The organism is Mesorhizobium sp. YIM 152430 (assembly GCF_029210365.1).
In the GTDB taxonomy this organism is placed as follows: Bacteria; Pseudomonadota; Alphaproteobacteria; order Rhizobiales; family Rhizobiaceae; genus Aliihoeflea.
This window is the reverse complement of the sequence record NZ_JARGES010000020.1, coordinates 32,731-53,642: the sequence shown is the minus strand read 5'-3', so window position 1 is coordinate 53,642 and position 20,912 is coordinate 32,731. Positions and strand designations below refer to the sequence as shown.

The 20,912-nt window shown below is 64.2% G+C and carries 24 protein-coding genes; 6 read left to right on the top strand and 18 right to left on the bottom strand.

All coding sequences use genetic code 11. The features are described 5' to 3' along the window. Positions 1-32: 32 nt before the first annotated feature. The 3 genes from lysA to argH are packed head-to-tail and all read right to left on the bottom strand — an operon-like array spanning position 33 to position 2,979. The gene (lysA, locus tag PZ895_RS05520; RefSeq protein ID WP_275838014.1) at positions 33-1,298 is read right to left on the bottom strand and encodes a diaminopimelate decarboxylase; all 1,266 of its coding nucleotides are present in this window, start codon (positions 1,296-1,298) and stop codon (positions 33-35) included. Between the two features lie 12 nt (positions 1,299-1,310). Beyond that, positions 1,311-1,520 (bottom strand): lipoprotein, encoded by a 210-nt coding sequence (locus PZ895_RS05515; RefSeq protein WP_275838013.1) that lies wholly within the window; start codon positions 1,518-1,520, stop codon positions 1,311-1,313. Positions 1,521-1,557: 37 nt separating this feature from the next. After that, entirely contained in the window at positions 1,558-2,979 is a 1,422-nt protein-coding gene (gene argH, locus PZ895_RS05510; RefSeq protein WP_275838012.1) for an argininosuccinate lyase, read from the bottom strand. 30 nt (positions 2,980-3,009) lie between these two features. Here argH and PZ895_RS05505 point away from each other — a divergent pair, with 30 nt between their 5' ends. Further along, complete coding sequence (locus tag PZ895_RS05505; protein WP_275838011.1) at positions 3,010-3,684, top strand: TlpA disulfide reductase family protein; 675 nt, start codon at positions 3,010-3,012, stop codon at positions 3,682-3,684. 42 nt (positions 3,685-3,726) lie between these two features. Here the strand turns inward: PZ895_RS05505 and PZ895_RS05500 are convergent, their stop codons facing one another. From PZ895_RS05500 to PZ895_RS05480, 5 genes are all read right to left on the bottom strand, one after another. Continuing rightward, positions 3,727-5,046, bottom strand: coding sequence for a branched-chain amino acid ABC transporter permease (locus PZ895_RS05500; protein ID WP_275838010.1), 1,320 nt, complete (start codon positions 5,044-5,046; stop codon positions 3,727-3,729). Next, entirely contained in the window at positions 5,043-6,044 is a 1,002-nt protein-coding gene (locus PZ895_RS05495; protein WP_275838009.1) for a branched-chain amino acid ABC transporter permease, read from the bottom strand. The genes PZ895_RS05500 and PZ895_RS05495 overlap by 4 nt, the downstream gene beginning before the upstream one ends. A 2-nt stretch (positions 6,045-6,046) precedes the next feature. Then, positions 6,047-6,751, bottom strand: a complete 705-nt coding sequence (locus PZ895_RS05490) for an ABC transporter ATP-binding protein (protein ID WP_275838008.1) — start codon at positions 6,749-6,751, stop codon at positions 6,047-6,049. Beyond that, positions 6,748-7,545: an ABC transporter ATP-binding protein gene (locus PZ895_RS05485; RefSeq protein WP_275838007.1), complete on the bottom strand. Its 798-nt coding sequence runs from the start codon at positions 7,543-7,545 to the stop codon at positions 6,748-6,750. Before PZ895_RS05485 ends, PZ895_RS05490 begins: the two co-directional genes overlap by 4 nt. A 298-nt stretch (positions 7,546-7,843) precedes the next feature. Continuing rightward, complete coding sequence (locus PZ895_RS05480; RefSeq protein WP_275838006.1) at positions 7,844-9,046, bottom strand: ABC transporter substrate-binding protein; 1,203 nt, start codon at positions 9,044-9,046, stop codon at positions 7,844-7,846. A 241-nt stretch (positions 9,047-9,287) separates the two neighbouring features. On the opposite strand from PZ895_RS05480, the gene PZ895_RS05475 reads away from it, so the two are divergent. After that, positions 9,288-10,073 carry a GGDEF domain-containing protein gene (locus PZ895_RS05475; protein WP_275838005.1) on the top strand — a complete coding sequence of 262 codons (786 nt, stop codon included), beginning with the start codon at positions 9,288-9,290 and terminating at the stop codon, positions 10,071-10,073. A gap of 40 nt (positions 10,074-10,113) precedes the next feature. Here the strand turns inward: PZ895_RS05475 and PZ895_RS05470 are convergent, their stop codons facing one another. The 7 genes from PZ895_RS05470 to PZ895_RS05440 all read right to left on the bottom strand — a co-directional run bounded on the left by PZ895_RS05470 (position 10,114) and on the right by PZ895_RS05440 (position 15,572). Beyond that, entirely contained in the window at positions 10,114-10,935 is an 822-nt protein-coding gene (locus PZ895_RS05470; protein WP_275838004.1) for an outer membrane protein, read from the bottom strand. A gap of 186 nt (positions 10,936-11,121) precedes the next feature. After that, positions 11,122-12,003, bottom strand: coding sequence for a 3-hydroxybutyryl-CoA dehydrogenase (locus PZ895_RS05465; protein WP_275838003.1), 882 nt, complete (start codon positions 12,001-12,003; stop codon positions 11,122-11,124). A 132-nt stretch (positions 12,004-12,135) separates the two neighbouring features. Continuing rightward, entirely contained in the window at positions 12,136-13,065 is a 930-nt protein-coding gene (locus tag PZ895_RS05460; protein WP_275838002.1) for an electron transfer flavoprotein subunit alpha/FixB family protein, read from the bottom strand. 27 nt (positions 13,066-13,092) lie between these two features. Next, complete coding sequence (locus PZ895_RS05455; RefSeq protein WP_275838001.1) at positions 13,093-13,839, bottom strand: electron transfer flavoprotein subunit beta/FixA family protein; 747 nt, start codon at positions 13,837-13,839, stop codon at positions 13,093-13,095. 191 nt (positions 13,840-14,030) lie between these two features. Continuing rightward, a complete protein-coding gene (locus PZ895_RS05450; protein ID WP_275838000.1) occupies positions 14,031-14,789 on the bottom strand; it encodes a rhomboid family intramembrane serine protease in 759 nt (252 codons plus the stop codon). Beyond that, a complete protein-coding gene (locus PZ895_RS05445; protein ID WP_275837999.1) occupies positions 14,789-15,370 on the bottom strand; it encodes a cob(I)yrinic acid a,c-diamide adenosyltransferase in 582 nt (193 codons plus the stop codon). Before PZ895_RS05445 ends, PZ895_RS05450 begins: the two co-directional genes overlap by 1 nt. 1 nt (position 15,371) lies before the next feature. After that, on the bottom strand, positions 15,372-15,572 hold the full coding sequence (locus PZ895_RS05440) for a twin transmembrane helix small protein (RefSeq protein WP_275837998.1): 201 nt from the start codon (positions 15,570-15,572) through the stop codon (positions 15,372-15,374). 269 nt (positions 15,573-15,841) lie between these two features. Here PZ895_RS05440 and PZ895_RS05435 point away from each other — a divergent pair, with 269 nt between their 5' ends. After that, positions 15,842-16,696: a YihY/virulence factor BrkB family protein gene (locus tag PZ895_RS05435; protein ID WP_275837996.1), complete on the top strand. Its 855-nt coding sequence runs from the start codon at positions 15,842-15,844 to the stop codon at positions 16,694-16,696. Here the strand turns inward: PZ895_RS05435 and PZ895_RS05430 are convergent. Continuing rightward, a complete protein-coding gene (locus PZ895_RS05430) occupies positions 16,663-17,556 on the bottom strand; it encodes a DMT family transporter (protein ID WP_275837995.1) in 894 nt (297 codons plus the stop codon). The genes PZ895_RS05435 and PZ895_RS05430 overlap by 34 nt on opposite strands. A gap of 144 nt (positions 17,557-17,700) precedes the next feature. Between PZ895_RS05430 and PZ895_RS05425 the strand changes: the two genes are divergently transcribed. After that, positions 17,701-17,994 (top strand): hypothetical protein, encoded by a 294-nt coding sequence (locus PZ895_RS05425; RefSeq protein ID WP_275837994.1) that lies wholly within the window; start codon positions 17,701-17,703, stop codon positions 17,992-17,994. Here the strand turns inward: PZ895_RS05425 and gluQRS are convergent. Then, complete coding sequence (gene gluQRS / locus PZ895_RS05420; RefSeq protein WP_275837993.1) at positions 17,991-18,866, bottom strand: tRNA glutamyl-Q(34) synthetase GluQRS; 876 nt, start codon at positions 18,864-18,866, stop codon at positions 17,991-17,993. The genes PZ895_RS05425 and gluQRS overlap by 4 nt on opposite strands. A 69-nt stretch (positions 18,867-18,935) precedes the next feature. Between gluQRS and PZ895_RS05415 the strand changes: the two genes are divergently transcribed. Continuing rightward, positions 18,936-19,616, top strand: a complete 681-nt coding sequence (locus tag PZ895_RS05415; RefSeq protein WP_275837992.1) for a DNA-3-methyladenine glycosylase — start codon at positions 18,936-18,938, stop codon at positions 19,614-19,616. A 92-nt stretch (positions 19,617-19,708) separates the two neighbouring features. Beyond that, positions 19,709-20,266 (top strand): HNH endonuclease, encoded by a 558-nt coding sequence (locus PZ895_RS05410; RefSeq protein ID WP_275837991.1) that lies wholly within the window; start codon positions 19,709-19,711, stop codon positions 20,264-20,266. A gap of 134 nt (positions 20,267-20,400) precedes the next feature. Here the strand turns inward: PZ895_RS05410 and PZ895_RS05405 are convergent, their stop codons facing one another. Further along, complete coding sequence (locus PZ895_RS05405; RefSeq protein WP_275837990.1) at positions 20,401-20,907, bottom strand: disulfide bond formation protein B; 507 nt, start codon at positions 20,905-20,907, stop codon at positions 20,401-20,403. Between the last annotated feature and the right edge of the window lie 5 nt (positions 20,908-20,912).

The window sequence follows — 20,912 nt, the reverse complement described above, 5'->3', positions numbered from 1 at the left end:
ACCACTAAATCGTGAAACCGGCTCCCGTCCGTTCAGAGCCAGTCGGGAACCGAGTCGAGGCCGATCAGCTCGTCATAGGTCGGACGCGGGCGCACGACATGGAAGCGGTCGCCGGAAACGAGCATTTCGGGCACCAGAAGCCGCGTGTTGTAGGTGCCCGCCTGCACGGCGCCATAGGCGCCGGCGGTCGAGACGCAGATCAAATCACCGGCCTTCATCTTCGGCAGATCGCGGTCGTGCCCCAGATAGTCGCCTGTCTCGCAGACGGGGCCGACGATGTCGACCTTCATGCGCGGTGCGTCGCTGGGTTGCTCGACGACCGGCCGGATGTCGTGGAAGGCGTCGTAGAGCGTCGGACGGATCAGATCGTTCATCGCCGCATCGACGATCAGGAAGTTCTTGGCGTCGCCTTCCTTCAGAAATACGATTTGGCTGACCAGAATTCCGGCATTGCCGGCGATCAGGCGGCCGGGCTCGAAGATCACCTTGAGGCCGAGCGGCTTCAGCCGGCGGCGTACCATCTGCGCATAGGCATCGGGCAGCGGCGGCGGGGCGTTGTCGATCCGGTAGGGAATGCCGAGCCCGCCGCCGACGTCGATATGCTCGATCCGGTGACCGTCCGCCTGCAACTGGCCGGCGAGTTCGACCATCAGCGCGATGGCATCGTCGAAAGGCTGCAATTCGGTGATCTGGCTGCCGATATGGGTGTCGACGCCGACAATCCTCAACCCCGGCAACCCGGCAGCACGCCTGTAGGTGTCGCGGGCGCGTGCGAGAGCGATGCCGAATTTGTTTTCGGCCTTGCCGGTCGAAATCTTGCTGTGCGTCTTCGCGTCGACGTCGGGATTGATGCGCAGCGAGATCTGCGCGATCTTGCCGGCGGCCTGCGCGCGTTCGGACAGAAGCTCGAGTTCCGGCTCCGATTCGACGTTGAAGCAGTGGATGCCGGCCTGAAGCGCGAAATCCATCTCGCCCGCAGTCTTGCCGACGCCGGAGAAAACGATCTTGTCGGCAGGTATGCCGGCGGCGAGTGCGCGGCGCAACTCGCCTTCGGAAACGACGTCTGCGCCGGCGCCCAGCTTCGCCAGCGTCTTCAATACCGCCTGGTTGGAGTTGGCCTTCATCGCGTAGCAGACGAGCGCGTCCATGTCGGCGAAAGCATCGGCGAAGACGGTGTAGTGACGCTCGAGCGTCGCGGTCGAATAGCAGTAGAAGGGCGTGCCGACTTCCGCCGCGATGTCGAGTAGCGAGACGTCTTCGGCGTGAAGGACGCCGTTCCTGTATTCGAAATGGTTCAATTGCGTCGCTTCTTAGAGCAGGCGGTCGAGGATGAAGGGCCGGTCGGCGACCGGCGGCGTCGGCTCGGGCGGTGCAGGCTCGCCCCTATCGATAGCCTCCTGTCGTGCCTCGACGGCGGCCTCATAGGGCGTCTCGAGCGGGCCGCGACGTCCGCAGGCCGAGACGCCGATGACGATGGCCGCCAGAAGCGCGAGGGAAGCGAAGAATCTGCCAGATGCCATGAAGCTCGTCCGGATCGATGCGATTTGAGTTTCGTCTTTAGCGGCTTTTGCGCCGCGTTGCATCCTGTTTCAGCCGCTTCGTCCAGTAGCGGATCTGGCGGCGCACTTCCTGCGGGGCCGTCCCGCCGAAGGAGGTGCGGCTCTTCACCGAAGCCTGTACGGAGAGCACCTGGAAGATGCCGTCGGTGATGCGCCCGTCGATCGATTTGAGTTCGTCGATGGTCAGCTTGTCGAGCGTCGTCTTGCGGCTTTCGGCCAGCGCCACGGCGCGGCCGGTGACGTGATGCGCCTCGCGGAAGGGCAGGCCCGCCTCGCGCACCAGCCAGTCGGCAAGGTCGGTCGCAGTCGAATAGCCGGCGCCCGCCGCCTTCTTCATCGCCGCCGTCTGGATCTCCATGTCGGCGATCATGCCGGTCATCGCCGCGATCATCAGGTCGAGAGTCTCGGCGGCGTCGAAAACGGCTTCCTTGTCTTCCTGCATGTCCTTGGAATAGGCGAGCGGCAGGCCCTTCATCACCGTCAGGAGCGCGATCATGTGGCCGTTGATGCGGCCGGTCTTGGCGCGGATCAGCTCGGCGGCGTCCGGGTTCTTCTTCTGCGGCATGATCGACGAGCCGGTCGAGAACTGATCCGACAGGCGCACGAAGCCGAATTGCGGCGTCGACCAGATGACGATCTCCTCGGCCAGCCGCGACAGATGCGTGGCGCAGATTGAGGCCGTCGAGAGGAATTCCAGCGCGAAGTCGCGATCGGATACGGTGTCGATGGAATTGCGGGTCGGCTCGCGGAAACCGAGCGCCTTTGCCGTCATCTGCCGGTCGATGGGGAAGCCGGTGCCGGCCAGCGCCGCCGCGCCGAGCGGGCTTTCGTCCATGCGTTCGACGGCGTCGCGCACGCGCGAAAGGTCGCGGCCGAACATCTCGACATAGGCCATGCAGTGGTGGCCGAAGGTCACCGGCTGCGCCGTCTGGAGGTGCGTGAAGCCCGGCATCACGGTCGCGGCGTGTTCTTCGGCGCGTTTCAAGAACGTCTCGATCAGACGAACGAGCGCCGCGTCGGTGCGCTGCAACTCCTCCTTGACCCAAAGACGGAAGTCCGTCGCCACCTGGTCGTTGCGCGAGCGCGCGGTATGGAGCCGTCCGGCGGCAGGGCCGATCAGGTCGGCGAGCCGCGCCTCGACATTCATGTGGATGTCCTCGAGACGGGCGGAAAATTCGAACGTGCCGGCCTCGATCTCGCCGAGGATCTGCTTCAGCCCTTGCGCGATTCTGTCGCGGTCTTCGGTCGAAATGATGCCGGTTTCGGCCAGCATGTCGGCCTGGGCGAGCGAACCGCGGATGTCCTGTGCATAGAGTTTCCTGTCGAAGCCGATCGAGGCGTTGATCGCTTCCATGATGGCGGCGGGACCCGAGGCAAATCGTCCGCCCCACATCTGGTTGCTGGCCTTCTTCTCGCTCATAGTGATATCCGCATCCCCGGAGATAGACATATGGCTGATGGCAAATCGAACCTTCCGGCGGGCCGACTGATCGGGATCGCGGCCGTCGCCGGCGTTCTTGCCGGTGCGCTCGGCGTATACGTGATGGGTGGCCCCTCTGGCAACAATGCGCCGATGGTGGCGGGTGCGGTGCCCGATCCCCAGGCCGTCGCCGCCTGCGAGGCGAAGACGGATAAGGTCGCAGCCCTCGATCCGCTGATCACCGGCGAAGTCGCCGCGATGCTGCCGGCCGATCCGCCGCGCCTCGTCTCCGACCTCGCCTTCAACGATCCCGACGGTCAGCCGATGCGGCTTTCCGATCTCGGCAAGGTGACGCTGGTCAATCTGTGGGCGACATGGTGCGCGCCCTGCCGCGAGGAAATGCCGGCGCTGAACCAGCTTCAGGCCGAGATGGGCGGCGAGGATTTCGAGGTGGTGGCCGTCAATATCGACACCGGCGACGACACGAAGCCGAAAGCGTTCCTCGAAGAAACGGGCGTCGACCGGCTTGCCTATTACCGCGACAGCACGCTCGGCCTCTTCAACGACCTGAAGCGCCGCAATCTTGCCGTCGGCCTGCCGGTGACGCTGCTCGTCGACGCCGATGGCTGCCTGCTCGGCCATATGAACGGTCCGGCCGAATGGGCGAGCGATGATGCGAAAAGGCTGATCGAAGCGGCGCTTTGATCGCAGCGCAAAAAGGGCGCCGCGCGGCGCCCTTTTTCATTTTCAGTGCTTCGGTCGAGCGGTGCGCTCGGGGATCAGCCCGCGCGGGCTGAACCGCAGGACGAGCAGCAGGATCAGTCCCATCATCAGCGGCCGCATATAGGGCGCGGCGTCGACGAGTTGCAAGCGCAGCGGATTGGTCGGGTCCATGCCCGAGGTCAGGACCGACATCACCCAGCCGCCGACCGGTTCGGCCTCGACCCAGACGAACCAGATCAGGAAGCCGCCGAGCACCGCGCCCCAATTGTTGCCGGAGCCGCCGACGATCACCATCACCCAGATCAGGAAGGTGAAGCGCAGCGGCTGGTACTGGCCGGGCGTGAACTGGCCGTCGAGCGTCGTCAGCATGGCGCCGGCAATGCCGACCACCGCCGAGCCGAGGATGAAGACCTGGAGGTGGCGCCGGGTCACGTCCTTGCCCATCGCTTCCGCCGCGTCGCGATTGTCGCGGATCGCGCGCATCATGCGCCCCCAGGGCGAGTTCAGCGCACGCTCGGCCAGGAACATGATGATGATCAGGACGATGGCGAACAGGATCGCGTAGGACAGTCGCACATAGATCGCCGAGGCGAAGACCGGGTGGAGGTTCAGCGTCGTCGCCAGGTCGAGGAACCACGGCGCCTGCTGCAACTGCACCTCGTAGGCGACGGGGCGCGGCAGGCCCGAGACGTTCTTGACGCCGCGGGTCAGCCATTCCTCGTTGCGCAGGACGGCGATGATGATCTCCGAAATGCCGAGCGTGGCGATCGCCAGATAGTCGGCGCGCAGGCCGAGCGCGATCTTGCCGACCATCCAGGCCGCGCCCGCGGCGAAGACGCCGCCGACGAGCCAGGAGAAGAGGATCGGCAGGCCGAGACCGCCCAGATAACCTGTCCGTGCCGCGTCATAGCTTTCGATCGCGGCGACGGCCGGATCGAAGAAGTGGCGGATGACGAAGTAGCCCGCCACCGCGATCAGGATCGCGACGAAATTGCCCTTCCTGCCATGAATGTTCCTGCGGGCAAGCACGATCAGGCCGATCGTGCCGATGAGCGCGATGATGGTGAGGCCGATGCCCGTTCCGCCGGCGGACCATGCGCCGGGCACCGGCGGCATGGAGACGACTATGCCGGCGAGCCCCCCAAGCGCGGCAAAGCCCATGATGCCGACATTGAAGAGGCCGGCATAACCCCACTGGATGTTGACGCCCAGCGCCATGATCGCCGAGATCAGGCACAAATTGAGGATAGTCAGGCTGAGCGTCCAGCTCTGGCCGAAGCCCACGAGCAGCAGCAGGCCGGCCATGATCGAATAAAGGACGATGATGCGGTTTCGATTGCTCACAGCACTCTCCCCCGGAAAATGCCCGTCGGTCTAATCAACAGGACGATGACGAGGATCACGAAGGAAATCGCGAACTTGTATTCGGTCGACAGGAGCTGGACGAGCCCTTCCGGCGCAAAGCCCAGATATTCCAGAACGCGCTTGTAGGCATAGGTCAAAGTCACTTCCGAAAAGGCGACGACGAACCCGCCTGCGATCGCACCGATCGGTTGCCCGATGCCGCCGACGATGGCGGCCGCGAACATCGGCAGCAGGAGCTGGAAATAGGTGAAGGGGCGGAAGCTCTTGTCGAGACCGTAGAGAACGCCGGCGATCGTCGCCAGTGCCGCCGCGATCACCCAGGTGACGCGAACCACCTTGTCGGGGTCGATGCCCGAAAGCAGTGCCAGGTCCTCATTGTCCGAATAGGCGCGCATGGCCTTGCCCGTGCGCGAATAGGTGAGGAACCAGAACAGCGCGACGACGACGACGACGGCGACGACCACGGTGATCGCGACCGGCAGACGGATCGCCAGCCCTTCGGCGAGCCCCGTCCACTCGCGGAACTCGCGGACGGTGATCAGAAAGCGTTCGCCATCGGCGAAACGCTGCTCGTTCGGCCCGATGACGAGCCGGACGATGCCGTTCAGGATGAACATGACGCCGACTGACGCCATGACCAGGACGATCGATGCGGACCGCTGCTGGCGGTAGAAGCGGAAAACGGTCCGGTCGATGATCAGCGCCATGATGACGGCGCCGACGATGCCGATGGGCAGCGCGAGAAGCGCCGTCGGCAACGGCCCGAGCGTGACGCCCATGCCGATCAGCCACCAGGTCACCAGAATGGTGATCATGGTGCCGAACGCCATCAGGTCGCCATGGGCGAAGTTGGAAAAGCGCAGGATGCCGAAGACCAGCGTGATGCCGAGCGCGCCGAGCGCGAGCTGCGCGCCATAGGCAAGACCCGGCAGGAACACGAAGTTGGCGAACATGACGAGGGCATTGAGAAAGTCCATCGTCAACCTCCCAGGAACGAGGCGCGAACCTCGGGATTGGCGAGAAGGGCTTCGCCGGTATCGGTGAAGCGGTTGCGGCCCTGGACGAGCACATAGCCGCGGTCGGCGATGGCGAGCGCCTGACGAGCATTCTGCTCGACCATCATCACGGCGATGCCGGTGGCGGCGACGTCGAGAATGCGGTCGAAGAGCTCGTCCATGACGATCGGCGAGACGCCGGCGGTCGGTTCGTCGAGCATCAGCACGGAGGGCTGCGTCATCAGGGCGCGGCCGACGGCCACCTGCTGGCGCTGACCGCCCGACAATTCGCCGGCCGGCTGCTTGCGCTTCTCCTTGAGGATCGGGAACAGGTCGAAGACCTGCGCCATGGTGTCGGCGAAGTCGTCCTTGCGGATATAGGCGCCCATTTCGAGGTTTTCCTGGACGCTCATCGTCACGAAGACGTTCGAGGTCTGCGGCACGAAACCCATGCCGGCGACGACGCGGTCCTGCGGCGAAAGCTTGGTGATGTCCTTGTCGCCGAGGCGCACCTGGCCCTCGCGCAGGCCCAGCATTCCGAACATCGCCTTCATCGCCGTCGACTTGCCGGCACCGTTGGGGCCGACGATGACGGCGATCTCGCCCTTTTCGACGGCTATGGAGCAGGAGTGGAGAATGTCCGCGCCGCCATAGCCGCCGGTCATGTTCTCGCCGATGAGGAAGCTCATGCCACGCCTCCCTGCTTGGCCTTGGGTGGGCGTTGCTTGAGCCCGGTGCCGAGATAGGCTTCGATCACCTGCTCGTTGGCCTTGACCTCGTCAACCTTGCCTTCGATCAGCACGCGGCCCTCGGCCATCACGATCACCGGGTCGCAGAGGCGGCCGATGAAGTCCATGTCGTGCTCGATCATGCAGAAGGTGTAGCCGCGTTCCTTGTTGAGCCGCACGATGGCGTCGCCCAGCGTGTTCAGGAGCGTGCGGTTGACGCCGGCGCCGACCTCGTCGAGGAAGACGATCTTGGCGTCCACCATCATTGTGCGGCCGAGTTCCAGCAGCTTTTTCTGGCCGCCGGACAGGTTTCCGGCGAGTTCGTCCGCGACATGGCTGATTTCGAGAAACTCGATCACCTCGTCGGCGCGTCTGCGCACCTCGGCCTCGCGCTCGCGCACCTTGGAAGGACGCAGCCACACGTCGACCAGCGTCTCGCCGGGCTGGGCGGGCGGGACCATCATCAGGTTCTCGCGCACGGTCAGCGTCGAGAATTCGTGCGCGATCTGGAAGGTCCGCAGAAGCCCCATGTGGAAGAGCTCGTGCGGTGGCAGTCCGGTGATGTCCTGACCGTCGAGCCAGACCTTGCCGGAGGTGGGTTTGTAATGGCCTGCGATCACGTTGAAGAGCGTCGTCTTGCCGGCGCCATTCGGGCCGATCAGGCCCGTGATGGAGCCCTTGGCGATTTCGATGCTTGCGCCATCGACCGCCTTGATGCCTCCAAAGTGCATATGCAGATCGTCTACCTTGATCATGCAATTCCCCTCGGCCGAGGTTTTTCTTGATTGTGCCGTCGTGAGAGGGGCTCGCATCCGCTGGGTCAGCCTTGCAGCACACACAGGCTGCGGCTTTCACCACGGTTCCTGACGCCTCTCCTCGTCGGATTTGCAGGACTACGGCCTGACGCCCCGCAATTCGTGGGAGCGCCAATAGCGAGTGCAAGAGCAAAAGTCGAGTGCGCGACCCAAACACACTCGCGAGTGCGACCATTTTGAACGAAAATGGCCCGGCGAGGTCGTCGCCGGGCCATAATCTTACACGACCGCCTTCAGATCAGCGGAAGCCGACCGTCTTGAACTCGCCGCCTTCGACGACGTATTCGCGGTAGGTGCCGGCCGCTTCGCCGGGACCGATCAACTCGACATTGGTGACACCGATATAGTCGACATCACCGCCGTCCTTGAGGATCTGCAAGCCCTTGGCGAGTTCGCCCGGCAGGATCGGCTCGCCTGGGCCGTTGGCGACTTCGAGCAGCGCATCACGAATGGCGGTGCGGTCGGCCGAGCCGGCCTTCTGGATGGCGAGTGCGATCAGCGCGCCGGCGTCGTAGCTTTCGCCGGTGTAGGAGCTGGTCGGGTCGATGCCGGCTTCGCCCGCGATGGTCGCGAACATTTCCGAGCCTTCGCCCTCGGCACCCGGCAGAACGCCGATCGTGCCTTCGAGGTCGTCGCCGATCGCATCGATCAGGCTCTGGCCGTACATGCCGTCGCCGAGCGCGAAGCGATCGAACGCGCCGGTGTCGACTGCCGAGCGGATGATGCCGACGCCGCCCTGGTCGACATAGCCGAGCACGACGAGAACGTCGCCGCCGGCCGCGGCGAGCGCACCGACTTCAGCCGAATAGTCGCCCTTGCCGTCATCATGGGGGGCTGCGATCGTGACCGTTCCACCAGCTTCCTCGAATGCCGCGACGAAGGCATCGGAGAAGCCCTTGCCGTAGTCATTATTGGTGTAGGAAACAGCGACCGAAGTGATGTCCTGCGAGGTCAGGACTTCGGTCAGGACCACGCCCTGGCGGGCGTCGGAAGGCGCGGTGCGGAAGAAGTAGCCATTGTCGTCGATGTCGGTCAGGGCCGGCGAGGTCGCCGACGGCGAAACCATCACCACGCCGTTCGGCACGGCAACGCTGTTGGCGATGCCGATCGTCACGCCCGAGCAGTCGGCGCCCATGATGGCGGAAACGTTGTCGGTCGTCACGAGGCGCTCGGCGGCGGCGGATGCGGCGGCGTTGTCGATGCAGGTCGAGTCGGCGCGAACCGGCGTCAGCGTGGCGCCATCAAGCAGAAGACCGCTCTCGTTGACTTCCGAGAAGGCGAGTTCGGCGCTGGCGGCCATGCTCGGCGTGATGCTTTCCAGCGGTCCGGTGAAGCCGAGAATGATGCCGACATTGATCTCTTCCTGTGCGGAAGCGGCGCCAGCGGCGAGAAGCGCGGCGCCAGCCACCGAAGCGGCGAAGATCTTGCGGAAATTGGACATATGATATGCCTCCCTTTGGAGAGTGTTCCTGAGTTTTAGGTTTCGCCCGGATCTGAATGAGCCCGGATTGGCGGCGATATTCCAATCTGCGTTTCGGTTTGTAAAGCCTTGAGAAACCGGATTTTCGCAGCCGGTTAACATCGGTTGCGCCAGCCTGCGCGAAAGTTCGGCCCAGGTCTAACCGAATGTTCATTCGTCACCCCCAATATCCGGCGAGAGCTGACGTTGGAGGAGGTCCGGCTTGACGCGAAGCGCAATTGCCATTGCAGGACAGACGAGGATATCGCGCCGCGGTGCCTTGATGCTTGCCCGCTGGACCATCCTTGGCACGCTCGGCTGCCTTGCGATCTCGCTCGCCTGGAACTGGCTCGCCTTCCGGCACATGGACGCGCTCGCGCTGCGCCAGGGGCTGATCAGCGCGACCGTGCTGCCGATCATCCTGGCCGGCCCGCTGTTCTTCTATCTGACCCTGAAACTTCGCGAGCTTGCGAGCGCCAACCATCAGCTCGCCGAGCTTGCCTCAACGGATCACCTAACGAAGTGCCTCAACCGGCGCGCGCTGGTGGGCAATGTCGAGCAGCTCCTCGACGAGAACGAGGCGGACGCCCAGGGAGCGCTGTTGGTCATCGACGCCGACCATTTCAAGCAGGTCAACGACCTCTACGGGCATCACCAGGGCGACCTTGCCCTCATTCGCATCGCGTCTGTAATCAGAAGCTGCGTGCGTCAGGGTGATCTCGTCGGGCGGATGGGCGGCGAAGAATTCGCGGTCCTGCTCGGCGGCGTCGCGCCGGAGCAGGCGGTTCGGATCGCCGAACGAATCCGCCATGCGGTCGCGGCCGCTCCGCTCGACATCGACGGAGCGCAGCATCGCCTGACGATCAGCGTCGGCTGCACCGCATTTTCGGGCAGGGCCAAGTTCCGCGATCTCTTCTCGCTCGCGGACCAGCGCCTCTACGAAGCCAAGCGCCTCGGGCGAAACCGGGTCGAGGCAGGCGCGGACGCAGACATGAAAAAGGCCGGCTGAGAGCGAGCCGGCCTTCCTTCATTGATGATGTCCAGTCAGATCAGAAGCGGTAGGAAATCTTCGCCGTGACCGTGTGGAAGTCGAAGCGGCTGTCCGTGCCGGTCAGCGTGGTGCCGCCCGGATTGCTGCCCGCTGCGCCGCCGGCACCGCCGAAGGGGCCGCCTTGCAGGTCGGCGCGGAAGTCGTTGCGGCCGAGATCGGTGTAGAGATATTCGAGGCCGATCGACCAGTTCTGGGTCACGCGGGCTTCGACACCGCCGCCGACCGTGTAGCCGAAGTCGTTCCTCTGGCCGCCGGACGTGGTGAAGGTCGCCCCGGAGCCGGGCTGACGGTAGCTGAAGTCGACGTCGCCATAGGCCAGACCGCCGGTGACGTAGCCGAGCAGGTTGTCGCTGAACGCATAGCCGAGACGACCGCGCAAGGTGGCGAGATAGTCGAGATCGCGCGAGATGACGTATTCGGCCGGAGTGCGCGAGAAGGCGCGCTGCTCGTCACCGAGATCGGTGTAGTTGATGTCGAGGATCGCGCCATAGACGATGTTGCCGGCCTGCCAGTCATAACCGATATGGACGCCGCCGACGAAGCCGTTGTCGAAGTCGCCATTGGCGTTGAAGCTCGAACCGGGAGCGGCGCCGGGAGGCGTGAAGGCGGTGACGAGCGGACCGAAGGTGAACGGATCGAGCTGGATCTGTCCGGTCGAGCCGAAGCCGTAGCCCGCCTGGATGCCGGCATAGAAACCGGCCCAGCTCATGCTGGACACCATGCCCATGGGCATGGGGGCCGGTTCGCTGTAGATGACGTCAGCCGCCATGGCGGAGCTGGCGGCGAAAGTTGCGGCCAGGCCGATGAGAATGCGCTTCATGGGATAACCCTCCAGTTTTAGAACGACGCAGCAACGGGAGGAGTAGCGCAAAGTTGCACAACCGCAGGTAAACTGTGACGTGATCGCGTCCTAAATCTGGCGAAGTTGCAAAATTGCCATAATTTAGGCTTGCCTAACCTTTAGGTTGCAAATGCTTGGAGCGATGCGCGATCGGAGCCACGCGGCTCAGCGCGTGGGAACGGGATGCTCGCCGCGATAGTCGTAAAAGCCGCGTCCCGACTTGCGCCCCAGCCAGCCGGCTTCGACATATTTAACCAGAAGCGGACAGGGGCGATATTTCGAGTCCGCCAGCCCTTCGTAGAGAACCTGCATGATCGACAGGCAGGTATCGAGCCCGATGAAATCTGCAAGTTGCAGCGGCCCCATCGGGTGGTTCGCGCCAAGCTTCATCGCCGTGTCGATCGCCTCGACCGAACCGACGCCCTCATAGAGCGTGTAGATCGCCTCGTTGATCATCGGCAGCAGGATGCGGTTGACGATGAAGGCGGGGAAATCCTCGGCGACCGTAATCGTCTTGTCGAGGCTTGCGACGAAGCTGCGCGCGGTCTCGAAGGTCGAATCCTCGGTCGCGATGCCGCGCACGAGCTCGACCAGCTTCATCACCGGAACCGGGTTCATGAAATGAATGCCGATGAATCGTTCCGGCCGGTCGGTCTGCGCGGCGAGGCGCGTGATCGAGATCGAGGAGGTGTTGGTGGCGAGAATCGCCTCGGGGTTCAAGAGAGGACAAAGCTGCGCATAAATCTTGCGCTTGATCGTCTCGTCTTCGCTCGCCGCTTCGATCACGAGATCGCAATCGGCCAGATCCTCGAGCGCCGCGGCCGGAACGATCGCCGACAGTGCCTTGCGGCGGCTGTCCTCGTCCAGCTTGCCGGAATGGACCTGGCGGGCGAGGTTGCCGCTGATCGTTGCGATGCCGGATTCGATCCGCTCGGACGAGATGTCGTAGACCTTGACCTTGTAACCCGAGATCGCCGCGACATGCGCGATGCCGCCGCCCATCTGGCCGGCGCCGACCACGCCGATCGTCCTGATTGTAGCCGTCATTGCTCGTGATCCCGTCGAGCCGCCGTCAAATCGCGGCGGCCTCATTTTTCATATTGCGGTGCAAAGTAAAAGGGCGGAACTGGTTCGTCCAGCCCCGCCCGCTTTCATTTGCATGAATTCCCGACGCAGATGTCAAAGCGCCTTTTCGAGCTCCGGCAGCACGGTGAAGAGATCGCCGACGAGGCCGTAATCGGCGACCTGGAAGATCGGCGCTTCCTCGTCCTTGTTGATCGCGACGATGACCTTGGAGTCCTTCATGCCGGCCAGGTGCTGGATGGCACCGGAAATTCCGGCCGCGATGTAGAGTTCGGGGGCGACGACCTTGCCGGTCTGGCCGACCTGCCAGTCGTTCGGCGCGTAGCCGGCGTCGACGGCGGCGCGGCTTGCGCCGACGGCCGCGCCGAGCTTGTCGGCGATCGGCAGCATGACCTCGTCGAACTTCTCCTTCGAACCCAGCGCGCGCCCGCCCGAGATGATGATCTTCGCCGAGGTCAGTTCGGGACGATCGGAGGCGGCGATGCGGTTCTCGACGAAGGTCGACAGGCCCGGATTGTCGGCGGCCGAAACGCTTTCCACCGAAGCCGATCCTTCTTCGCCGGCGGCCTGGAACGAGGCGGTGCGGACCGTGATCACGCGCTTGGCGTCGGTCGATTGCACGGTCTGGATCGCGTTGCCGGCATAGATCGGGCGCTTGAACGTGTCAGCGGAGACAACCTCGACGATGTCGGAAAGCTGCATCACGTCGAGGAGGGCGGCGACGCGCGGCATCACGTTCTTGGCCATGGTGGTGGCCGGCGCGATGATCGTGTCGTAGCCGTCGGCGAGCTTGACGACGAGGGCCGCGAGCGGTTCGGCGAGTCGCTCGGCCAGTTCGTCGGCCTCGGCCAGGAGCACCTTGCGCACGCCTGCCAGCTTGCCGGCGGCGTCGGCCGCCGCCTGCGCGCCCTTGCCCGCCACCAGAACGTCGACGTCGCCGCCGATCTTGGCGGCTGCCGAAAGCGCCTTGGCGGTCTGGTCCGAAAGGGTTGCGTTGTCGTGTTCGGCAATCAGAAGAATGGCCATTTCGTTTTTTCTCCTATTCTTCGTCGATCAAAGCACGCCGGCGGACTTGAGGCTGGACACGAGTTCCGCCACGTCCTTGACCTTCACGCCCGCCTTGCGGCCGGCCGGCTCTTCAGTCTTCAGGACCTTCAGGCGCGGTTTGACCTCGACGCCGTAATCGGCGGCCGACTTCTCGTCGAGCGGCTTCTTCTTGGCCTTCATGATGTTCGGCAGCGAGGCGTAGCGCGGCTGGTTCAGGCGCAGATCCGTCGTCACGATGGCCGGCATCTTCGCTTCGATGGTTTGCAGGCCGCCATCGACTTCGCGCGTCACCTTGGCCTTGTCGCCCTCGATCTCGATCTTCGAGGCGAAGGTCGCCTGGCTCCAGCCCAGAAGGGCGGCGAGCATCTGGCCGGTCTGGTTGGCGTCGTCGTCGATCGCCTGCTTGCCGAGAATGACGAGGCCGGGATTCTCCTCAGCCACGACGCCCTTCAGGATCTTGGCGACCGTCAGCGGCTCGGTGATCTCGTCGACCTTGACGAGGATCGCGCGGTCGGCGCCCATCGCAAGGGCCGTGCGCAGCGTTTCCTGGGCCTGCTGGGGTCCAATGGAGACGACGACGATCTCGTCCGCCTTGCCGGCTTCCTTCAGGCGGATCGCCTCTTCGACGGCGATTTCGTCGAACGGGTTCATCGACATCTTCACATTGGCGAGGTCGACGCCCGAGCCGTCCGCCTTGACTCGGATCTTGACGTTGTAATCCACCACCCGCTTGACGGGGACCAGAACTTTCATTCGCTTGAGACCTTTCCCTTGGATTCAGCGTCTTCGTCTAACAAGGTTGCGGGTTGCAGCACTTGTCAGAAATCGACATTCGGGAGCCGAACGGCAGCATCGAAACAGACCGCCCGGCACAATCGCGGCGGACCGTAGTTTGTGGCGGAATGACCGTCAATAGAGCGCCGGGCGCTCAAAACGGTTGAATTCTACCGATGCCACGGACCGCGCGAACGCGTCGCATCCGCGGGCGCCGACGCCACCACGGCGGCCTGGGGCGTCACGATCCGGCGGTCGAGAAGCGGCACCTCGGAACGCTTCAGAACCACCAGCAACACCGCACCGGCGAGGATGCCGCCGATATGGGCGGCCCAGGAAATCTGGTCCTCTCCGGCAAGGGCGAACATCACGAACTGGAAGCCGATCCACAGCGCCAGCACGATCCATGCCGGGATGCGCAAGGGCAGGCGGCCGAAAACGAGCACCCAGATCTTCACGCGCGGATGGAGCAGCAGATAGGCCGAGACGATGCCCGCGACCGCGCCGGACGCGCCGATCAGCGGGATTTCGGAGGTCGGCGCCATCATGCCGTGCAACCAGGCGCCCGCAACGGCGCAGGCGATGTAGAAGACGAAGAACTTCAGATGCCCCATCGCGTCCTCGACATTGTCGCCGAAGACCCACAAAAACAGCATGTTGCCGCCAAGATGCAAAAGGTCGCCATGGAGGAATGCATAGGTGACGTAGGACGCCTCTCCGGGAAGAATGCGGAGTTCGGGCGGAAGTTCGACATGATCGAAGGCGACCGAGGGAATGTATCCGTAGGAATAGGCGGCAGCCTGCGTCGCCTCCCAGCCGCCGGCCACGCTCCAGAAATAGGCGATGACGTTCACCGCGATCAGCCCGACCGTCACATATTGCGCCTTGATGAAGCGCAAGCGATTGGCGTCGTGGAGCGGAATGAACATCAGCGATTCTGGCCGGGGACCCACAGCACGTCAGCGCGGCCGTCGTCGTTGACGGCGCGGGCGGCGACGAAGAGGAAATCGGAGACGCGGTTGATGTAACGGATCGCATCCGCGCCGACGATCTCGCCCTCGACGCGCGACAGCTCCACCATCATCCGCTCGGCGCGGCGTGTCACGGTGCGCGCGAGGTGCAGCGCGGCCGCGGCGGGCGAGCCGCCCGGCAGGACGAAGGTGCGCAAGGGCTGGAGGCGCTTGTTGAGGACGTCGATGTCGGCCTCGACGCGTGCGACCTGCGAGGCGACGATCCGCAGCGGCTCATAGGGCAGGGGTTCGCCGGTGTCCGGCGCAGCGAGGTCGGCGCCGAGGTCGAACATGTCGTTCTGGATGCGCACCAGCATGGCGTCGATGTCGGGATGCCCGCCCTGCGTGTGGATTCGGGCCATGCCGATGCAGGCATTGGCCTCGTCGACCGTGCCGTAGGAGGCGACGCGCAGATCGAATTTCGGCCGGCGCTCGCCCGAGCCCAGCGCCGTCGTGCCGTCGTCGCCGGTGCGCGTGTAGATGCGATTCAAGATGACCAACTCAGCCTCCGGCCTGACGGGAGAAATACAGCGCCAGCATGACGAAGACGAGCGCGAGGAACTGAAGCACGACGCGCGCCTGCATCAGCTTGTTGGACGTGTTGCCGGAGCCGCCGCGCATCATGTTGATCAGGCCGCGCACGAGAACGAAGGCGACCGCGACCATGAACAGGACGGCAATGACGTTGAAGACGGTGGACATCGATTTTCCCGACTGGAAAGAAAGGCGCCGCGAAACGTTGAGGAATGCGCGGCACGCATTTGAAGACGTGATTGCCGGACATTATGGAGCGCGGCCATGCAATCTTCCAGTGGCGGCGGCCGATTGTCTCACTGGCGTCGAGTTTCGGGCAAGCAGGGCGCGCTAGACCCCGTGAGAATGAAACCGCAAGATGGCGCAAGCCGTATCTTGGACTTATCTGCAACAGCATTCGAGGCTTGGGATTGGTCGATGTCTTTGCTGGTCCGACGATGATCCGACAGGTTGTCGCGACGAAGCGGGTGCTTTCCGATGCGCTCGGGCATTTCAACAATGACGACGGCTGGGCGATGGCGAGTCATCTGGCCCTGTCGGCGCTGCTCGCGCTGTTTCCGTTCCTGATCTTCGCCACTTCGCTCGCCAGCTTCCTCGGCGCCAAGGCCTTCGCCGACACGGCCGTTCACCTCGTCTTCGACACATGGCCCGAGGAGATCGCCTCGCCGATCGCCTATGAGGTGACGAGCGTCCTGACCGTGCAGCGCGGCGATTTCCTCACCATCGGCGTGGTGATCGCGGCATTCTTCGCCTCGAACGGGATCGAGGCGGTGCGCGTGTCGCTCAACCGGGCCTACCGGGTGAGCGAGACGCGCTCGATCTTCACGCTGCGGCTGCAAAGCCTCGCCTTCGTGTTCATCGCGACGGTCGGCTTCGTCATCGTCTCGGCGCTGCTGGTCGTCGCGCCGCTGATCGGCGACCTCGCGCAGGAGCATGTGCCCTGGCTCGAACCCTATATGGGTACGATCACGATCTGGCGTTTCATCGTCGCCTCGCTGGTCATCGTGACCGGGCTCGTGGCGGTGCATTTCTGGCTGCCGGCCGGCAAGCGGCGCTTCGTCGACATCGTGCCCGGCATCCTCTTCACGCTGATCGGCTGGGTGATCGGGTCGACGGCATTCGCCAGCTATCTGTCGCAGTTCTCGTCCTACGCCTCGACCTATGCCGGGCTGGCCTCGATCATGATCGCGCTCGTCTTCCTCTACATAGTCTCGGTGATCTTCATCATGGGCGGAGAGCTCAATGCCGCGATGAAACGCTATTTCGAGGCCCGCGCCCGCGTTCCGGGCTGAGCCTTTCGCGTCGCCACCGCGACGCCGATGGTCGTCAGCACCATGCCGCCGATCTGCAATGCGTTCAGCGTCTCGTCGAAGAGCAGCCAGGCGATGAGCGCGGTCACCGAGGGCACGAGGAAGAACAGCGACGAGACCTTGGCCACCTCGCCTTCGCGGATGAGATACATCAGCAGGAAAATCGCGCCGAGCGAGAGCACCAGAACCAGCCAGGCCATGGCGAAGACCAGTTCGCCGGTGAGCCGGTAGGTCTGCGTCTCGAAGGCGAAAGTGGCGACCAGCATCACCGCGACACCGCCGACATATTGCCAGATCGTGCCCACCACGAGGTCGCCGCTGGCCACGAATCGCTTCTGCCAGACCGTTCCGGCGCTGATCGCGAGCATGGCGAGGAAACAGGACAGAAGCGTCGCCGCCGTCACGCCGCCGAGCGCGCCGATCTTGGGCGCCAGCACGATCGCGACGCCGGCGAGGCCGAGCGCCATGCCCGCCCAATGTCTTGCCGACAACTTCTCACTCAGAAAAACTGCCGCCATCATGGCGGTTGCCAGTGGTTGCAGGCCGACGATCAGCGCGGAGAGCCCCGCCGGCATATCGTTGCGGATCGCCCAGAAGACGCCGCCGAGATAGACGCCGTGCATCAGCGCGCCCGCGATCATCGCATGAACCGCCTGCCGGCCATCCATGGCACGCCAGCGTATCGCCAGGAGAAGCAGCGCCAGAAGCGCGATGGTCAGCGCAAAGCGCACGGCGAGAAAGGCGAAGGGCTCGGCCCAGGGCATCGCATAGCGCGCGCCGATGAAGCCGGTCGACCACAGCAGCACGAAAATGACGGGAACCAGACGGATCACAAGCGGCATGGAAACTCGCGCGAAAAATGTGAAGCCGCTCTAATTGCGTTGGCCCGCGCAATCAAATCGAAAGAATTGAAGCGCAGTTTCATGTTCGATGCGGGTGAATGCAGACGGGGCGCATCCTTGACCCTTGGAGGGGAAGGATAAGCTATGCTTTGGAACCTGAGTTTCGTCTGGCTGTGCATGGCGGTGGCTTCGGTTGCCATCCTGTCGTTCCTGCTCGGCCTTTGCATGGACGCCATCATGGGACCGGACGGTTTCGGGCCGATCGGCAATACGGTCGTGCTCATCGCCGGCTTCTTCCTCACGATCGCGCTCTACAATCATGTCGGGCACAAATTCGCGGATCTGCGGATCGCGACGACCTACGGGCTGGCGGGCGCGTTCGTGACGGTGGCGCTTCTGGCGGGATTGAAGGCGATCGGCAGCCGTCTTCGCCTTTAAAGGCCGACCATGCGGCGGATGTCGTGCGGCGTCAGCCCGGACATGCGCAGCGCTTCGAGCCCGGTATCGCCGCGGCTCTTGGAGAGTTTGCGCCCATCCTCGCCCAAGATCAGGTCGTGATGGAGATAGGTCGGCGGCGAAAGGCCGAGCAGTTCATGCAGGAGCCGTTGCCCGGACGTCGCGTGAAAGAGGTCGCGCCCGCGCACGACATGGGTGACGCCCTGGAGCGCGTCGTCGACGACGACGGATAGCTGGTAGCTCGTCGGCAGGTCCTTGCGGGCGACGACGAAATCGCCCCAGATGCGCGGATCGGCGACAATCAAGCCGGCCTCGCCTTGCGGCCCGGCCCCGTCCTCGCGCCAGTCGAGGCGGCCCGAGACCCTTTCCATCGCCGCGTCGATGTCGAGCCGCCAGGCGAAGGGCGCACCCGCCTCGATGCGCGCGCGGCGCTCGCGGGCCGGCAGATCGCGCTCGATCGTCGGATAGAGCGGGGCGCCGTCGGGATCGCGCGGCCAGGCACCGCCGCGCGCCTCTTTTTCAGCGATCAAGGCGCGCACGTCGCCGCGCGAGAGAAATGCGGGGTAGACGAGTTCCGCCTCGATCAACCGGTCGAGCGCGGTGCGATAATCGTCGAAATGGTCGGACTGGCGGCGGACCGGTTCCTCCCAGTCGAGGCCCAGCCATGCGAGATCTCCGCGGATCGCGCGCTCGAAATGCGTCCGGCTGCGCTCGCGGTCGATGTCCTCGATGCGCAGCAGAAACCGGCCGTCCGCCTGCCTTGCCAGATCGTGGTTCAGAAGCGCCGAGTAGGCGTGGCCGAGATGAAGCGGCCCGTTGGGACTGGGCGCGAAGCGGAAGACGGGAAGCGACATTCGGGCCGATGATCGTTGCGCAAGGTGAGCGCCGATTGCTACGCTTGTTCGCCGCAAAGGACAAACATCATGCGCCGCATCGACACGCTGGACGACATTGCCGAAGGATTGAACGCGCTCGCCACCGCCGATCCGCGCCTGGCCGAGGTGATCGAGACGGCGGAAGAGGTGACGCTGCGCCGCAGCGAACCGGGCTTTGCCAGTCTCGTCTCGATCATCGTCTCGCAGCAGGTCTCGCGCGCCAGTGCGCAGGCGATGATGCGCAGGCTGACGGCGCTTGCCGATCCGCTGACGGCCCACATCATCGCCGAAGGCGGACCGGACATGCTGCGCGAGGCCGGCATCTCGCGGCCGAAACAGCGGGCGATACTGGCGCTGGCCGAAGCGATGGACGCCGGCGCCATAGATCTCGAGGCGCTGTGCCTGCTCGAAGCCGATGAGGCGATCAGGCAACTGACAGTTCTGCCCGGAATCGGTCCGTGGACGGCGCAGATCTACCTTCTCTTCTCGGCCGGTCATCCCGACATCTTCCCGGTCAAGGACGTCGCCCTGCAAAATGCCGTCGCGCGCGCCTTCGCCATGGAGGAGCGGCCGAACGAGCGCGAGCTTCACGCCATCGCCGAAATCTGGAGCCCCTGGCGGGGGGTCGCTGCGCGTCTGTTCTGGGCCTATCATCACGCCACGACGGGACGCAGCGCCGCGCCGATGCTGACGCCTGCCGAGGCCGATCCGCAAACGCCTTTGGGATAAGCGACGCAGCGTCAACAAGTCGCTTCACATCCCTGTCACGTCGGGCTTACATTGTCCGCAGTCGATCACTGCCGCTACAAGGAGGTGAGTTCGTGACGGTTGCCGTCTCGCCGGATGGCTTGCCTGCTTTGGTGCTGAACGCGGATTACCGCCCGCTCAGCTACTACCCCTTGTCGCTCTGGTCCTGGCAGGATGCGATCAAGGCCGTCTTTCTCGACCGTGTGAACATCGTCGCAGAATACGAGCACGCCGTTTCCTCGCCCTCCTTCCAGATGAAGCTGCCGAGCGTCGTGTGCCTGAAGAGCTATGTGAAGCCTTCGCGTCATCCGGCCTTCACCCGCTTCAACGTCTTCCTGCGCGACCGTTTCCAGTGCCAGTATTGCGGCACCCATGAAGACCTGACCTTCGATCATGTCACGCCGCGGCGCTGCGGCGGGGCGACGACCTGGGAAAACGTCGTCGCTGCCTGCTCGCCCTGCAATCTGAAAAAGGGCGGAATGCTGCCGCGCGAAGCCAAGATGTGGCCGCGCCAGAAGCCCTACCAGCCCACCGTCCACGATTTGCACAATAATGGGCGGCTCTTTCCGCCCAATTATCTGCACGAAAGCTGGATCGACTATCTCTATTGGGATGTCGAACTGGAGCCTTGAAAATCCGCCAGCGCTGGCTGCAAATGGCGTCGTGCTGCGCTTCCGGTGCTCACGTACCGAAGTACGCTCCGCTCCGGTTCTCGCACGCCACCATTTTCGCTGCGCCCTGACGAATTTTGGAGCCAGCGCCGGGATCAAGCCTTCTTGAACGCAGCCAGATAGCCGATCCCGGCAAGGATGAAGCTCGCCACGGCATTCCAGCCGGCAAAGGACAGGCCGAGGAAACGTCCGGCAGCCTCGTCGCAGGACGGGGGAATGATCGAATCGAGCGAATCGAGCAGGCTGCCGCCGGACTGGACCGGCGCGACGAGGCCGCAATCGGACGGCCCGAGCCACCAGCCCCATTCGACGCCGGCATGGAAAACGCCGAGATAAAGGCTCCAGGTCATCAGCAGCGCACCGGCGAGAAGGACGCCGCGCACCAGAAGCGGCGGTGCCTTCGCGATGGCCGCGGCGAGCCCCGCGATCATGATCGGTGCGCCGATATAATAGGGCGTGCGCTGTTCGAGGCACAGCTTGCAGGGAATGTATCCGGCCAGATGCTGGAAGCCGAGCGCCGTTCCGACCGTCACCGTCATGCCGATGGCCAGCAGCGCGAGCGCGACCTGCTGCACGGGTCCGATCGGACGGGTGAGTGTCATTCAGC